Annotated in this window: 14 protein-coding genes; 2 read left to right on the top strand and 12 right to left on the bottom strand. The window is 61.8% G+C overall.

Translation table 11 applies throughout. The annotated features are described in order from the left end of the window. Window positions 1-69 precede the first annotated feature (69 nt). The 12 genes from BFQ01_RS14815 to BFQ01_RS14760 form a co-directional block, all read right to left on the bottom strand. Entirely contained in the window at window positions 70-696 is a 627-nt protein-coding gene (locus tag BFQ01_RS14815) for a class I SAM-dependent methyltransferase (protein WP_065925833.1), read from the bottom strand. A gap of 39 nt (window positions 697-735) precedes the next feature. Continuing rightward, a complete protein-coding gene (locus tag BFQ01_RS14810; RefSeq protein WP_016974994.1) occupies window positions 736-1,380 on the bottom strand; it encodes a methionine ABC transporter permease in 645 nt (214 codons plus the stop codon). After that, window positions 1,370-2,485 carry a methionine ABC transporter ATP-binding protein gene (locus BFQ01_RS14805; RefSeq protein WP_065925832.1) on the bottom strand — a complete coding sequence of 372 codons (1,116 nt, stop codon included), beginning with the start codon at window positions 2,483-2,485 and terminating at the stop codon, window positions 1,370-1,372. The genes BFQ01_RS14810 and BFQ01_RS14805 overlap by 11 nt, the downstream gene beginning before the upstream one ends. Further along, on the bottom strand, window positions 2,482-3,297 hold the full coding sequence (locus BFQ01_RS14800) for a MetQ/NlpA family ABC transporter substrate-binding protein (RefSeq protein ID WP_065925831.1): 816 nt from the start codon (window positions 3,295-3,297) through the stop codon (window positions 2,482-2,484). Before BFQ01_RS14800 ends, BFQ01_RS14805 begins: the two co-directional genes overlap by 4 nt. A gap of 145 nt (window positions 3,298-3,442) precedes the next feature. Further along, on the bottom strand, window positions 3,443-4,795 hold the full coding sequence (locus BFQ01_RS14795; RefSeq protein ID WP_065925830.1) for an LLM class flavin-dependent oxidoreductase: 1,353 nt from the start codon (window positions 4,793-4,795) through the stop codon (window positions 3,443-3,445). Continuing rightward, window positions 4,795-5,988, bottom strand: coding sequence for an SfnB family sulfur acquisition oxidoreductase (locus tag BFQ01_RS14790; RefSeq protein ID WP_065925829.1), 1,194 nt, complete (start codon window positions 5,986-5,988; stop codon window positions 4,795-4,797). Before BFQ01_RS14790 ends, BFQ01_RS14795 begins: the two co-directional genes overlap by 1 nt. Window positions 5,989-6,012: 24 nt before the next feature. Further along, window positions 6,013-7,254 carry an SfnB family sulfur acquisition oxidoreductase gene (locus tag BFQ01_RS14785; protein ID WP_065925828.1) on the bottom strand — a complete coding sequence of 414 codons (1,242 nt, stop codon included), beginning with the start codon at window positions 7,252-7,254 and terminating at the stop codon, window positions 6,013-6,015. Between the two features lie 187 nt (window positions 7,255-7,441). Further along, the gene (locus BFQ01_RS14780; protein ID WP_065925827.1) at window positions 7,442-8,218 is read right to left on the bottom strand and encodes a hypothetical protein; all 777 of its coding nucleotides are present in this window, start codon (window positions 8,216-8,218) and stop codon (window positions 7,442-7,444) included. Between the two features lie 305 nt (window positions 8,219-8,523). After that, entirely contained in the window at window positions 8,524-9,270 is a 747-nt protein-coding gene (gene tcyN / locus BFQ01_RS14775; protein ID WP_065925826.1) for an L-cystine ABC transporter ATP-binding protein TcyN, read from the bottom strand. A gap of 3 nt (window positions 9,271-9,273) precedes the next feature. Then, the gene (gene tcyL, locus BFQ01_RS14770; RefSeq protein ID WP_065925825.1) at window positions 9,274-9,939 is read right to left on the bottom strand and encodes a cystine ABC transporter permease; all 666 of its coding nucleotides are present in this window, start codon (window positions 9,937-9,939) and stop codon (window positions 9,274-9,276) included. Further along, a complete protein-coding gene (tcyJ, locus tag BFQ01_RS14765; RefSeq protein ID WP_065925824.1) occupies window positions 9,939-10,739 on the bottom strand; it encodes a cystine ABC transporter substrate-binding protein in 801 nt (266 codons plus the stop codon). The genes tcyL and tcyJ overlap by 1 nt, the downstream gene beginning before the upstream one ends. 384 nt (window positions 10,740-11,123) lie before the next feature. Continuing rightward, window positions 11,124-12,119: a D-cysteine desulfhydrase gene (locus BFQ01_RS14760; RefSeq protein ID WP_065925823.1), complete on the bottom strand. Its 996-nt coding sequence runs from the start codon at window positions 12,117-12,119 to the stop codon at window positions 11,124-11,126. Window positions 12,120-12,285: 166 nt separating this feature from the next. Between BFQ01_RS14760 and epsC the strand changes: the two genes are divergently transcribed. Beyond that, entirely contained in the window at window positions 12,286-13,212 is a 927-nt protein-coding gene (epsC, locus tag BFQ01_RS14755) for a serine O-acetyltransferase EpsC (protein WP_027607830.1), read from the top strand. Window positions 13,213-13,615: 403 nt separating this feature from the next. Next, window positions 13,616-15,577 (top strand): choline transporter BetT, encoded by a 1,962-nt coding sequence (gene betT, locus BFQ01_RS14750; RefSeq protein ID WP_162844283.1) that lies wholly within the window; start codon window positions 13,616-13,618, stop codon window positions 15,575-15,577. Window positions 15,578-15,613 lie beyond the last annotated feature (36 nt).

Below are 15,613 nucleotides of genomic sequence, written 5' to 3'. Positions count from 1 at the left end.
CCGTCATCGGGAGCAAGCCCCCTCCCACAGGGGAATGCATTCCAAATGTGGGAGTGGGCTTGCCCAGACTTAAACCTTGCGCCAAACGCTGGCCAACCAAGGCTGCTGATCCCGAGGCAATCCCGCCGGCCGGTAGTAGTGCTCCAACTCTTCAAACCCCGCCGTCGTCAGCAATGCCTGCCACGCCTTCAAGTCGTGATAAGAACCATAGCGCGGCCCATTCCAGCCTTCCTGGTTCTCACCCCGTGGATTGGAGCTGAACAGCACACCGCCGGGCTTCAACGCCCCATGCAGTTGCTTGAGCACACGGGGCAGTTCCTGCTTGGGGATATGAAACAGCACTGCATTGGCAAAGATCCCGTCAAAGCGTTCGGCGGGTAAATCCAGCTTGAGGAAGTCCTGCTGCAACACCTCACAGCCGCTGTCTTCGCGCGCCATCTGCGCAAACCGCTCGGAACCATCCAGGCCGACGGCGATATGCCCCAGGCGCGTAAAGGTCTGCAAATCCCGCCCCGGCCCGCAGCCGAAATCCAGCACGGTAAAGGGCGCCGAGCCCTGGATATGGCGCAGCAGCGCGTCGATGTTCTGGCTCACATCGTGATCGCGGGTGCCTTCACGGAAATCCTCGGCCACCTTGTTGTAGTGGCCGAGGGTGGTGGACGTGATCTGGTCGAGGTCGTCGGGCTTGAGGGGCATGGTGATGAATACCGGGCGCTGAGATGGCCCGACTATACCTCACCTCTTGTTCAGCACTCGCGCCAGGCGATCGCCGCCGAGTTGAATCACCGCCACCAGGATCACCAGCAGCACAATCACCGTGAGCATGATCTGCGTATCAAAGCGCTGGTAGCCATAGCGATAGGCAATGTCGCCCAAGCCACCGGCCCCGATCGCCCCGGCCATGGCCGACGAGTTGATCATGGTCACCAGGGTGATGGTGAACCCGCCGACAATCCCTGGCAGCGCTTCGGGCAGCAGCACATGCCAGATGATGTGCCAGCGTCGGCAACCCATGGCCTGGGCAGCTTCGATCAGGCCGTGGTCGACCTCGCGCAGACTCACTTCGGCGATCCGCGCAAAAAAAGGCGTGGCGGCGATGGTCAGCGGGACGACCGCCGCCCACACCCCATAGGTGGTGCCGACGATCAGCCGCGTGAACGGGATCAGCGCCACCATCAGGATCAGGAACGGAATCGAGCGGAACAGATTGACGAACGCCCCCAGCACCCGATTCAGCGCCGGCGCCTGGTAGATGCCGCCTTTGTCGCTGGTCACCAGAAACACCGCCAGCGGAATGCCCACCAGCAAGGCGATCAACGATGACACGCCGACCATCAACAAGGTGTCGATGGCGCCTTGCACCAAACGATCAAACCACATAGCCCAGCACCTCCACCTGTTGTGCCCAGTTCGCAGCGCGGTTGCGCAGTTCTTCGGTGCCATGGGGCGAGCCATTCACCGCCAGCAGCAGTTGCCCCAAGGCATGCCCCTGAATCCGCTCGACACCGCCCTGCAGCAGACGCACCCGCCCGCCGAGGGCGCTGAACAGCGCGGCCAGGTCCGGTTCATCGCTGGCACTGCCGGTGAACTGCAAGCGCAGCACCACGGCGGCGTCCGGTGATTCAGGCTGGGTGTGCAAACGGCTTTGCAGTTCTTCAGGCAGCCCATGTTGCAGCGGCGCCAGCAGGGTCTGGCTGACCTCGTGCTGCGGGTTGCCGAACACTTGCCACACCGTGCCTTGCTCGACGATGCGCCCGTGTTCCAGCACCACCACGCGGTCGCAGATGTCGCGGATCACCGCCATCTCATGGGTGATCAAGACGATGGTCAGGCCCAGGCGTTGGTTGATCTCGCGCAACAGGCCGAGGATCGATTGGGTGGTCTCCGGGTCGAGGGCCGAGGTGGCTTCGTCGCACAGCAGGATCTGTGGGTCGTGCACCAGCGAACGGGCGATGCCCACGCGCTGTTTCTGCCCGCCGGACAGCTGCGCCGGGTAGGCCTTGTGCTTGTCCTGCAAGCCGACCAATTCCAGCAGCTCACGCACCTTTTGCTCACGCTGGGGCTTGGGCACGCCGGCGACTTTCAGCGGCAACTCGACGTTCTGCCACACGGTCTTGGCCGACATCAGGTTGAAGTGCTGGAAGATCATGCCGATACGCCGACGCAGCGCCACCAGGTGGTCTTCGTCGAAGTCGCCGATGTCCACCTGATCGATCAGCACGCGCCCGCTGCTGGGTTGTTCCAGGCGGTTGATGGTGCGGATCAGCGAGGATTTGCCGGCGCCGCTGCGGCCGATAATACCGAACACTTCACCGTGCTGGATCGCCAGGTCGATGCCTTGCAAGGCATGCACGCCGCCGTCGTAGGTCTTGCCCAGGTTGATAAAGCGCACGTGCGCGCGGTTCAGGTCCGGATGCAGTTCTGTCTGTTCGGCGTCCCTGGGCGGTGAGCCCAGGTCGCGCAGTCGAGCGTGGGCGGCGGTCATTTTTTATCTTCCCAACCGACTTGGTAGAGCTTGCCGAGGGATTTATCCAGGGCGGCACGCACCACCGGCGAGTGCTGGTAGATGTCGACGAACTTGATCACGCGCGGGTCGGTTTTGCTTTTTGGCTGGATCACGAACTGGATCACGTATTCCGGGTGGTCGAGGCCGTCGAACAGCAGCGCCGACTCGGCATCGAAGGTCTTGGACAGGCGGATGTAGGCCGGGTAGCCCTGCACCAGGTCGGCATCGTCATAGGCGCGCACCAGTTGCACGGCCTCGACTTGCAGGATCTTGATGTTTTTCGGGTTGGTGACGATGTCTTCTTCGGTAGCCTTGTAGCCCACGCCCGGCTTGAGGGTGATCAAGCCGGCCTTGGCCAGCAGTTGCAGGCCGCGACCGCTGTTGATCGGGTCGTTGGCAATCGCCACGCTGGCGCCCTGGGGCAGGTCGTTGATGCTTTTGTACTTTTTCGAGTACAGGCCGACGTTGTTGATGATGCCCGGCGCGTACGGCACCAGGTCAAAACCGGCGGCGGCCTTGGCGTTTTCCAGGAACGGGATGTGCTGGAAGTAATTCACGTCAATATCGCCGGCGGCCAGGCTGACGTTGGGCGCGATCCAGTCGGTGAACTCCACCAACTCGACCTTAAGGCCTTGCTTGCCGGCTTCGGCGACTGCGGCTTCGAGGGGAATCGCGAAGGCGGCGGTGGTGCCGATTTTCAACGGTGCATCGGCGGCGAATACGGCCGAGCTGAACAACCCGAAGGCCAGGGCCAGTGCTTTGACTGGGTGGGAGAGCAGTGTTTTTTTCATGGTCGATTTCCAGTCATAAGGTATTTGTACAAACAGTGGAGATCCACTGTGGGAGGGGGCTTGCTCCCGATAGCGGAGTGTCAGCAAACCAATCCGGTGACTGATACACCGCTATCGGGAGCAAGCCCCCTCCCACATTTTTCAATCAGTGGCGGTAGGTCGAGCCGGTGTGTTGTTCGGGTAGACGGGCGCTGCCTTGGAAGACTTTTTCTCTTAACGTTCCTTGCTCATAGGCGGTCTTGTACGACCCCCGCCTCTGCAACTCCGGCACCACCAGATCGATAAAGTCCACATAGCTTTCCGGCGTGACAATGCGCGTGAGGTTGAAGCCATCCAGCCCGGTTTCGCTGATCCAGGATTCCAGCTCGTCAGCGACCTGTCCGGGGGAGCCGACCAGGGTGATATAGCGCCCGCCGAGGGCATGCTGTTCGAGCAGCTTGCGTCGGGTCCAGTCGTTGTTCTGCAGGTTCTTGGTGGCCGACTGGATCGCGTTGCTCTTTACGTACTGGATCGGCTCGTCCAGTTCGTATTGGGCAAAATCAATCGCGGTGGACGCCGAGAAATGCGCGACGCCGGCCTCCGCGCTGGCATAGCTCAGGTACTCGGCATGCTTGGCCCAGGCCAGTTCTTCGGTGGCGCCGACGATCACGTTCAGCCCCATGAACACCTTGATGTCATCCGGATTGCGCCCGGCCTCGACCGCGCTGGCGCGAACCTTGTCCACCTGCACCTTGGTCGCGGCCTTGTTCTGCCCGCTGATGAATACGCACTCGGCATGGCGCCCGGCGAACAACAGGCCACGGTCTGAACTGCCGGCCTGGAACAGCACCGGCGTACGCTGCGGCGACGGTTCGCACAGGTGATAACCCTCGACCTGGTAGAACTCGCCATGGTGCTCGACCTTGTGCACCTTGCCCGGCTGCGCGTAGACCCGCGCCTGCGGATCGTTGAGCACCGCGTCGTCTTCCCAGCTGCCTTCCCAGAGTTTGTAGAGCACTTCCAGGTATTCATCGGCCTGGTCGTAGCGCCGGTCATGCTCGACCTGTTCGGTGAGGCCCATGGCCTTGGCGGCACTGTCGAGGTAGCCGGTGACGATGTTCCAGCCGACCCGGCCACGGCTCAGGTGGTCGAGCGTGGACATGCGCCGGGCGAACAGGTACGGCGGCTCATAGGTGAGGTTGGCGGTGAGGCCGAAGCCGAGGTTGCGGGTCACGGCGGCCATCGCCGAAACCAGCAGCAGCGGGTCATTGACCGGCAGCTGGATCGACTCCTTGAGCGGCACATCGATGGAGTTCTGGTACACGTCATACACGCCGACGATATCGGCGATGAACAAACCGTCGAACAGCCCGCGCTCCAGGGTTTGCGCGAGGTCGGTCCAGTACTCGATGCTTTTGTACTGGGTGGATGTGTCCCGTGGATGGGTCCACATACCGTGGTTGATATGCCCGATGCAGTTCATGTTGAAGGCATTGAGCAGGATCTTTTTCTTTGCCATCAAATGGTCCCCCGCAGTGGCGGGTTTTCAGCGTTGAGGTAGTAATTGCCTACCGCGTGGTACTTCCAGCGCACCGGGTCGTGCAGGGTGTGCACGCGGGCGTTGCGCCAGTGGCGGTCGAGGCCGTGCTCGGCCAGGGTGGCCTGGCTGCCGGCCAGCTCGAACAGGGTGCTGCCGGCGGCCAGGGAGATCTCGGTGCTCAAGGCGCGTACTTCAGCGACGGCGATGGACGCTGCCGCAACGGTCTCTGCATTGCTGTCGGCCTGGGCGCGATCGAGGTATTCAGCCGAACGCTCCAGCAAGGCTTCAGCGGCGTGCAGGCGAATGCTCAGGTGGCCGAAGCTCTTCAGGGTCAGCGGGTCTTCGGTGGCCTTGTCGTTGCCGGAGTCAATCCACGGGCGGGTCTTGGTGCGCACAAAGTGCAGCGCATCTTCAAAGGCGGCGCGGGCGATGCCGGTGTCGATGGCGGCGTGAAGAATCTGCGCCAGCGGGCCGACCGTGGTCGGGCGTTCGAAAGCGCTCTGGAACGGGATCACGTCGTGGGCGGCGACCCACACGTTATCGAACACCACCGAGCCGCTGCCGGTGGTGCGCTGGCCGAAGCCGCTCCAGTCGTCAATGACCGTCAAGCCTTCGCTGTCGCGGGGCACGAAGGCCAGTTGCTGGATGCCGTGTTCATCCACCACCGAGGTAGGAATGCGCTGGGCATAGATCGCACCGGTGGCGTAGAACTTGCGGCCGGTGATACGGAAGCCGTCGCCGTCGCGGGTGATGGACGTAACACGGTCGTGGGCGGTCCTGGTGCCCAGTTCCGCCAGGGCGTTGCCGAAACGCTGGCCGGCGAGTACTTCGGCGTACAGGCGTTGTTGCTGTTCAGGGCTGCCATTCACGCGCAGCACTTCGAGGGCGTAGAAATGGTTTTGCGGAATCTGGCCCAGGGAGGCATCCGCCTGGGCGATCAGGGCAATGACCTTGGCCAGGGTGACGTTGGACACGCCGGCGCCGCCAAATGCCTTGGGCACACTGATGCCCCACAGGCCGGAGCGCGAGAACACGTCCAGTTCGGGCAGCGGCAGGCGGCGTTCGCGGTCGCGCTGGGCGCTGTCGCGGCGCAAGTCTTCGGCCAGGTCGCTGGCGACAATAAGGGCTTGTTCGTCGCTGGTGATAACCGCGACACGGTGAGAAAAGGTCATGAGTTTCTCCAGAGGTCTGGTCGGTTAAATCCAGGAATGGCGAGCCGGCAACGTGCCGTTCAAGCGATAGGCGCCGACGGCGTGATACTTCCAGCGCACCGGGTCGTGCAGGGTGTGCACCCGGGCGTTGCGCCAGTGACGGTCGAGGTTGAATTCGGCGAGGGTGGCGCGGCTGCCGGCCAGTTCGAAGAGCTTTTCGCTGACCAGCAACGACACTTCAGTGGTGAGCACCTTCGCTTCGGCCACGGCAATTGACGCTCGCGCGGCGGACTGTGCGGTGATCGGCGCGGCGCTGACCTGGTCCAGCACTTGCCCGGCCTTGCGCAACAGCGCCTCGGCGGCGTGCAGTTCGATCTTCAGCTTGCCGATATCGGCGATCACGTAGAGGTCATCGCTGGCGCGCTCGACCTTGGCATCGATCCACGGGCGCGAACGCTCCCGCACAAAGGCGATGGTGTCATCCAGCGCGCCACGGGCGATGCCGGCGTCGATGGCGGCCTGGATCAGTTGGGAAACGGCGCCCTGGATAGTCGGGCTTTCGCCGATACGCCAGTTGTCTACGACCAGTTCGGCGTCCACGGGCACGCGGTCCAGCAGCACGGTGCCGCTGGCGGTGGTGCGTTGGCCGAAGCCCGACCAGTCATCCACGATGCGCAGCCCTGCGGTGCCACGGCGTACAAACGCCATGACCTGCCTGCCGTCGTCGTTCAGCGCCTTCACGGCCACCCAATGGGCAAACAGTGCGCCGGTTGAATAGAACTTCTGGCCGCTGATCACGTAACCGTCGCCTTGGGCGGTGATGCGCGCCTTGAGCTCCAAGGTGTTCCTGGTGCCGCGTTCCGGGCCGCCATTGCCGATGCGCCAGCCGTCGAGGACGCTCTGGAACAGTTGCTCTTTCTGGCGCTCGGTGGCGGCGCCCTGCAACACCTGCAGGATGCCGAAATGGTTCTGCGGGATCTGCCCGAGGGCCGGGTCTGCCGCGCTGATGATCGCGAACACCTCCGCCAGGGTGGTGTACGACACCTGTGGGCCGCCGTATTCGCGGGGGATGGAAATACTGCCCAGCCCACTGCGGGTGAATTGTTCGATCTGCGCCCACGGCAGCTTGCGTTGCTGGTCACGCTGGGCGGCGTGCAGGCGCGCGGCCTGGGCCAGCTCATGGGCAGCCTGCAGCGCCTCTGCATCGTTGCGCAGCACAGCGGCCGGCAACAGCAGGGGAGCAACGTCCAGATCACGCTGGGGGGGTGTTAGAGCCAAGTTAGACATCAGCGCCGCTCCTTGGCTGCACGTAATGCCCTGGCGTTATGCACCGGGGTAATTCTGACCATACCGACCTCGCATTCAATGAAATAAAAACAGAAAAATCAGAGATGTCCGGTGGTCCGGTGCATATACCCTAAGCGTGTTAAATATTTAAATAAACTAACTTTTGGGAATATGCATAGAAGGTCTGTCACCCCGGTTCACAGGGCGAGCCGAGGGGCCGTGGTTGGTAGACCCGCGCGGTCCCGGCCGGCTGGCTCGGCGCGCAGGCGGCAATGCGTAACGTGCGCGTGGGCGCCCAGCGTGAATTGTTGCCGACACGATCGAGAATGCAGTACGTCACCTCCAGGCGGCTGTCATCACCGGCCTCGACAATCACCGTCGAAGGCACCCACACCTGCACGACCACCCCGACGGCCTTGGCCTGGATCCGTGGCAGGTCCATGCGTACATCTCCCCAGCGCAGGGTGATGGCATCGCCCGTGGCCATGTTCAGGTAAGGCGCGATGGTCAGCGGAATACCCCGTCGCACCTGGCGACCGTTGACGCCGTAGCGACGGATGGTCTCGGGCAAACCGACGGGGGCGAGGTTGTGGTTTTCGTCGCTGTACAGGGGGGAGGGCTGGCCACCGGGATATCGGGTCTTTACACACACACCTTTCACGGCCGAGCGGGCAGGTGCACGACCGACTTGCATGACCTGGTAATGCACCTGGGCCAGGCCGTCCTGCACAAAACTTTCCGGCACCCGCAGATGGGTCGGTGAGCCGACCTTGCACGCGTTCACCCTGCGTGAGGCGGCAAAGCAGTTGTTCCAGAACAGTTCGATCAAGTCGCCCTCATCCATGCCGGGGTAAGGCGCGATGTCCACCTGCAGTTGACTGGCCGCCAGTGCGTTGATGCCGTGCCGGTTAGCCTGGGGCAAGGTGGGGGCTGTGAGCAGGGCCGGGGTTGCAGTGCGCGTCATAAGTAATCTCCTTGATGCAGCCAGCAGCAATCGTTCCAGCCCCGCGGCGCGGGTGCGCAGGTGGGCTGAAAGGAACGATTCAGTGAGTAGCCGGGATAGGATCCAATCCTCTGGACGCTAGATAAGAGGGTTGGCCAAGGAGCGTCAATGGCGGCAAAAGGCTAAACGGCGGGTTGGAGCAGATTCAGAAGGGTCTGACCGGGCAGGGGATTTTTGGAACGGGGAGACGGCGGGTTTACGCGTGGATGGCGAGGATTTCCTGTAGGAGCCGATTGTGTGATGAGGGAGCAAGCTCCCTCGGCACATCAGTGGGCGAGGAACTTGCTCAGGAACTGCCGGGTGCGTTCTTCCTTGGGGTTGGCGAACAACGCCTTGGCTTCGCCTTGCTCCACGATCACGCCCTTGTCGAAGAAGATCACCCGGTTGGCCACATCGCGGGCAAAGCTCATTTCGTGGGTGACGATGACCATGGTGCGGTTTTCTTCGGCGAGGCTGCGGATGGTCGCCAGCACTTCGCCCACCAGCTCCGGGTCCAGCGCCGAGGTGGGTTCGTCGAACAGGATCACCTCCGGCTCCATGGCCAGCGCGCGGGCAATCGCCACGCGCTGTTGCTGGCCGCCGGACAGGCGCCGTGGGTAGGCGTCTTCCTTGCCCGCCAGGCCAACCCTGGCCAGCAGCTTGCGCCCAAGGGCAACAGCGGCTTCACGGGGCATCTTCTTGACCACGGTCGGCCCTTCGATGACGTTTTCCAGCGCTGTGCGGTGGGGGAACAGGTTGAAGTTCTGGAACACAAAACCCACGTGCTGGCGCAGGCGCCGCACCAGGCCTTGTTGCTGGTTGAGCGGTTTGCTGCCGTCGATCTGGATGTCGCCCACCTTGATCCGGCCGCTGGTGGGTTCTTCGAGGAAATTCAGGCAGCGCAGGAAGGTGGTCTTGCCGGAACCGCTGGGGCCGATGATAGCGACGACTTCGCCTTCCTTGACCTCCAGGTCGATGCCGTTGAGTACCATCTGACCGTTGAATTGTTTGGTCAGTTTTTCAACCACGATCATGCTTCAAGACTCCAGGTCATGCCGGTTGACCCGGTCTTCCAGGCGGTTTTGGAAATGCGCCAGGATACTGATGAGTACCCAATAGATCAGGGCGGCCGACAGGTACATGGCAAACATTTCGAAGGTCCGCGCAGACACCAGTTGTGCCTGGCGCAACAGCTCCGGCACTTGAATGGTTGCGGCCAGCGAGGTGTCCTTCACCAGTGAGGTAAAGCTGTTGCCCAGTGGTGGCAGTGCCGTACGCATCGCCTGCGGCAGGATCGCCCGGCGCAGGGTCTGCACACGGGTCATGCCGATACTGGCAGCGGCTTCCCACTGGCCGCGCTCGATGGAGCTGATGGCGGCACGCAGGGTTTCACAGATATATGCGGCCATGTTCAGCGAGAGGCCGATCAGGGCGGCGGGAATCGGGTCCAGCTCGATGCCCACTTGCGGCAGGCCGTAATACATCACGAACAGCTGTACCAGCAACGGCGTGCCGCGAAAGAACGACACGTAGACGCGGGCGATCCAGCTCACCAGCCTGATGCGCGAGAGGCGCATCAGTGCCAGGCCGAAGCCCAGCAGAAAGCCGAAAAACATTCCGCCCAGGCTCAGGATGACGGTGAAGTACACGCCCTGCAGCAAGAAGGGCGTGGAATCCAGGACGAGTTGGAGCTTTGCTTCCATTATTGGGTAACGTCAGCGTTGAAGTACTTATCCGACAGCTTCTTCAAGGTGCCGTCAGCGCGCAATTTGTCGAGGGCCTTGTTCACCGCCTCAAGCAGTTCAGGTTCGCCTTTGCGTAGGGCAATACCGGCTTCCTGACGGGAGAAGGCAGCACCGGCAGCGACGGTGTCCGGGGCTTTCTTGGCATATTCCAGGGCCGCCAGGCGGTCGATCAGGATGGCGTCGATGCGGCCGATGCGCAGGTCCTGGAACTTGGTAGGATCATCTTCGTAGGTACGGATATCAGCGGTAGGCACATTGGCTTTTACCCACTCCTCGTAGTTGGTGCCCAGGCCGACACCCACCTTTTTACCGGCCAGGTCGGCGGCTGATTTGATGTTGAGCTTGTCTTCGTTCTTTTTCAGGACCAGCGCTTGAATCCCGGAAACGGTGTAGGGCTCGGAGAAGTCGTATTTTTTCTTGCGCTCGTCGGAGATGGTCACCTGGTTGATCACTGCATCCAGACGCTTGGATTCCAATGCCGCCAGAATGCCGTCCCATTTGGTGGCCTGCAGCTTGACCTTCACACCCAGTTCTTTGGCCAGCGCTTCGGACAGCTCGACTTCGAAGCCCGCCAGTTTGCCTTTCTCATCCTGGAAGCTGAACGGCGGGTAGGTGCCTTCCAGGCCGATTTTGATCTCGCCGGCCTTTTTGATGTTGCCCAGTTGCTCGCCGGCAACCGCCTGGCCCAGCCAACCGGCGCCGAGAGCCAGACCCAAAGTGCCAACCAGCAACGTGCGACGCAATACAGAAATAGTCATGAAGAGCCCCTGTGTTTTTTATGTTGAGCGAAGCAGGTGACGCGGTAGTCGTATCCTGCCTTAAAGCGCGTAGCGCGTCTTCGCCTGCGGCGCGATGATAAAGCCGGGTTTTAAGACTTGAAAATAATATTAAACTCAATTGATATTCTATTTTTGAATATGTGTTGAGTCTAATGTGGGAGGGGGCAAGCCCTAATGCCAGTCAGTTAAGCGTACATCGCCTCCTGTAGGAGCGAGCTTGCTCGCGAAAAACGTCAACGATAACGCGTGCTTCCTGAATGAACGCGGCGCCTGTGAGTTTTTCGCGAGCAAGCTCGCTCCTACAAAAAGCCTTAACTGACTGGCATTAGGGCTTGCCCCCTCCCACATTTGGCCCGCATTTATTCAGTTGAAAACCGAGTCATAGGCAAACAACGCCGGTGCCCCGCCGGTATGCAGGAAAATAATCGGCCCGTCTTCAAAACGCTGACGCCCGATACCGTCCAGCAAGCCGGCCATGGCCTTGCCAGTGTAGACCGGGTCCAGCAGCAGGCCTTCCTGGCTTGCCAATAGCTTGACCGCCGAAAGGGTGCCGGCGTTGGGTTCGCCATAACGGGGGCCGAAATACTCGTCCCACAGGATCACCTTGAACGCGTCGGGGACGTTCACACCGAGCAACTCGGCCGTGCGTTCGGCCAGGCCCTGGACTTTCGGGAACTGCGCTTCTTCGGTGCGCGATACGGTGATGCCGATCACGGGCAACTGCGGCAGTACTTCGCTTAATGCCAAGGCCAGGCCGCTGTGGGTGCCGGCACTGCCGGAGGCCAGCACCACGGCGGCGAATTCGATACCGCTGTCTTCGATCTGTGCGGCCAGCTCCAGGCCGGCGCGCACGTAACCGAGGGCGCCGAGGGCATTGGAACCGCCGATAGGCACCAGGTACGGCTTCTTGCCGTTGCTGCGCAGGCGATCGGCAAGGGCGTTGAGTTGGTCGTCGACGTTGTCGAGGTTTTCCACCAACTCTACCTTGGCGTCGAACAACTCCAGCAGCAGGCGGTTGCCGTTGCCCAGGTAGTTGGGGTCTTCGGTGCCGGTGGGGTTTTCCAGCAGGGCGACGCAGCCCAGGCCGAGCCTGGCGGCGAGGGCGGCGGTCTGGCGTACGTGGTTGGACTGGATCGCGCCGGCGGTCACCAGGGTGTCGGCGCCCTGGGCGATGGCATCGGCTGCCAGGTATTCGAGTTTGCGCAGCTTGTTGCCACCCATGGCCAGCGGCGTGGTGTCGTCGCGCTTGACGTAGATGTCGCGTCCCAACCAGGTCGACAGCCGTTCGAGTTTTTCCAGGGCGGTGGCGCCGCCGAGCAGTTCCAGGCGGTTAAAACGGTCGAGCTGTTGCTTGATCATGGCTACGCACGGTGGCTAAGGGATGGAGCGACTATAGGCAGGCACTTTTCATCGGGCAACCGTCAATCGCTTATGCCTGATGGTTCTTAGCATCACACCATTGGTTCTTAAGGGCGGCCAGGGTGGATACCGTAAAGTGATGGCCATTACGTCAGGAGTGAATACCGTGAGTGAGCGTTCCAGCCATTGGCAGTTACAGACCATCGTCAGCCAACTGCGCAGCGCCCGTGACCAGTGGCGAACACGCAATGGCCGCTTGAGCGGCGAGCATGGCGGTCGCGAATTGCCGTCCCGTGAAGCCGTTGCCCAGATTCTCGAGTCCCTCTGCGGTGCGCTGTTTCCGATGCGCCTGGGGCCGGCGGACTTGCGTGAAGAAAGTGAAGATTTCTACGTCGGCCATACCCTCGACGTCGCCCTGAATGCCTTACTGGCCCAGGCGCGCCTGGAGTTGCGTTATGCCGCGCGCCAGGGCGGCGAGGATGACAGCCAGATCGACGCCCATGCCATCCGGCTGATCCAGGATTTCGCCCTGGCCTTGCCGTCCCTGCGCAGCCTGTTGGACACCGACGTACTCGCCGCCTACCACGGCGACCCGGCCGCGCGCAGCGTGGATGAAGTGCTGTTGTGCTACCCGGGGATCCTCGCGGTGATTCACCATCGCCTGGCCCACCACCTGTACCGCGCCGGCTTGCCGCTGCTGGCACGGATCAGCGCGGAAATCGCCCACTCGGCCACCGGCATCGATATCCACCCCGGCGCGCAGATCGGCCCGAGCTTCTTCATCGACCACGGCACGGGCGTGGTGATCGGTGAAACCGCGATCATCGGCGAGCGGGTGCGCATCTATCAGGCCGTCACCTTGGGGGCCAAGCGCTTCCCGGCGGATGAAGATGGGCAACTGCAGAAGGGCCATGCGCGCCACCCGATTGTCGAGGACGACGTGGTGATCTATGCCGGGGCGACGATTCTCGGACGCATCACCATCGGCAAGGGGTCGACCATTGGCGGCAATGTGTGGCTGACCCGCAGTGTGCCGGCGGGGGCGAATATTACGCAGGCGAATCTGCAGCATGACGACGGTGCGCAGAAGTAGAGCCCTACGCAGATCCCCTGTGGGAGGGGGCTTGCTCCCGATAGCGGAGTGTCAGTTGGTACATCCATCGACTGACACACCGCCATCGGGAGCAAGCCCCCTCCCACATTGTTAGCCTCATTCCAGATTTACCCCGCAATCACTGAACGATTTACCTCTTCCACCCGTCATACCAATCCTTGAGCCAGTGTAGGAATTATCTACTATTCAGCCCTGCGATTAGTCCCAGACCGCCTACCTATGTTTAACTTGAACGTTCGTTCAAGTTAAACCCGGTGGTTCGCTGCCCGCTCACAACAGGAGGCTTACCTTTGCTGAGTCCGTTTTATACAGCCACATCCCTCACCCTCGGGGTGCATCGTTCATGAGTGCATCGTCCACCCCATCCAGCGGCCTGGTGCGCATGAATGCGCCGGTCTTCTACTTTGCCGCCACCTTCATCTTGCTGTTCGGCATCACTGTCATCGCTATCCCGCAACAGGCCGGGGCCTGGTTGCTGGCGGCGCAAAACTGGGCGGCCAACACGGTCGGCTGGTACTACATGCTGGCGATGACCCTGTATCTGGTCTTCGTGGTGGTCACCGCGCTATCGGGCTACGGCAAGATAAAACTCGGTGCCGACCACGACGAGCCCGAATTCAGTTACCTGTCCTGGGCCGGCATGCTGTTCGCCGCCGGGATCAGCATCACGTTGTTCTTCTTCTGCGTGTCCGAGCCGCTGACGCACCTGGTGCAACCGCCCCAGGGCGAGGCCATGAATGCCGACGCCGCGCGCCAGGCCATGCAGGTGCTGTTCCTGCACTGGGGCCTGCACGGCTGGGGCGTGTTTGCATTTGTCGGCATGGCGCTGGCGTATTTCGCCTACCGGCATAACCTGCCGCTGGCGTTGCGCTCGGCGCTGTACCCGCTGATCGGCAAGCGCATCAATGGCCCTATCGGCTATGCGGTGGATGGCTTCGGCATCATTGCCACGGTGTTCGGCCTGGGTGCCGACATGGGCTTTGGCGTGCTGCACCTCAATTCCGGCCTCGACTACCTGTTCGGCGTTGCCCACACCCAGTGGATCCAGGTCGGCTTGATCACCCTGATGATGGGCGCGGCGATCCTGGTCGCCGTGGCCGGCGTCGACAAGGGCGTGCGGGTGATGTCCGATATCAACATGCTGCTGGCCTGCGCGCTGCTGCTGTTCGTGTTGTTCGCCGGGCCGACCCAGCACTTGCTCAATACCCTGATCCAGAACATTGGTGACTACCTGGGCGCATTGCCGACCAAGAGTTTCGATGTGTACGCCTACGACAAACCGAGCGACTGGCTGGGCGGCTGGACGGTGTTCTACTGGGCCTGGTGGATTGCATGGTCGCCATTCGTAGGCCTGTTTATCGCGCGCATTTCCCGTGGCCGGACCATCCGCGAATTCGTGTTCGGTGTGCTGCTGATCCCGCTGGGTTTCACCCTGGCGTGGATGTCGATTTTCGGCAACAGCGCCATCGACCAGGTGCTCAACCACGGCATGACTGCACTCGGCCAGTCGGCCATCGATGATCCGTCGATGAGCCTCTACCTGCTGCTGGAAACCTACCCGTGGAGCAAGACGGTGATCGCGGTCACGGTGTTCATCAGCTTCGTATTCTTCGTAACTTCCGCTGACTCGGGCACCGTAGTGCTGTCCACCCTCTCGTCCAAAGGCGGCAACGCCGATGAAGATGGGCCGAAATGGCTGCGGGTGTTCTGGGGTGCGATGACCGCGCTGGTCACCAGTGCCTTGCTGTTTGCCGGCAGCATCGATTCGCTGAAATCGGCGGTGGTGCTGACCTCGCTGCCGTTCTCGCTGATCCTGTTGCTGATGATGTGGGGGCTGCACAAGGCCTTCTACCTCGAGTCGCAAAAGCAGATTGCGCAGTTGCATTCGCTGGCGCCGGTGTCGGGCTCCCGCAAGGGCACCGGCGGTTGGCGCCAACGTTTGAGCCAGGCCGTGCATTTCCCCTCGCGGGACGAGGTGTACCGGTTCCTTGAGACCACGGTGCGTCCGGCGATCGAAGAAGTGACGGCGGTGTTTGTCGAAAAAGGCCTCAACGTCGTCACCCAACCCGACCCGTCCAACGACAGCGTCAGCCTGGAAATCGGTCACGGCGAAGAGCATCCGTTCGTGTACCAGGTGCAGATGCGCGGCTATTTCACGCCCTCATTTGCACGCGGCGGCATGGGTTCCAAGCAGCTCAACAATCGCCGCTACTACCGCGCGGAAGTGCACCTGAGCGAGGGCAGTCAGGACTACGACCTGGTGGGCTACACCAAGGAGCAGATCATCAACGACATCCTCGACCAGTACGAGCGCCACCTGCAGTTCCTGCACTTGGTGCGCTGACGTTAAACTCCCCGCAAAGCCCCGTTCTACGGGGCT

Origin of the sequence: Pseudomonas sp. 8 R 14 (genome assembly GCF_900005955.1) — a bacterium.
Lineage (GTDB): Bacteria > Pseudomonadota > Gammaproteobacteria > Pseudomonadales > Pseudomonadaceae > Aquipseudomonas > Aquipseudomonas marginalis.
The sequence above is the reverse complement of the archived record's forward strand: the minus strand, read 5'-3'. Positions and strand labels throughout refer to the sequence as shown.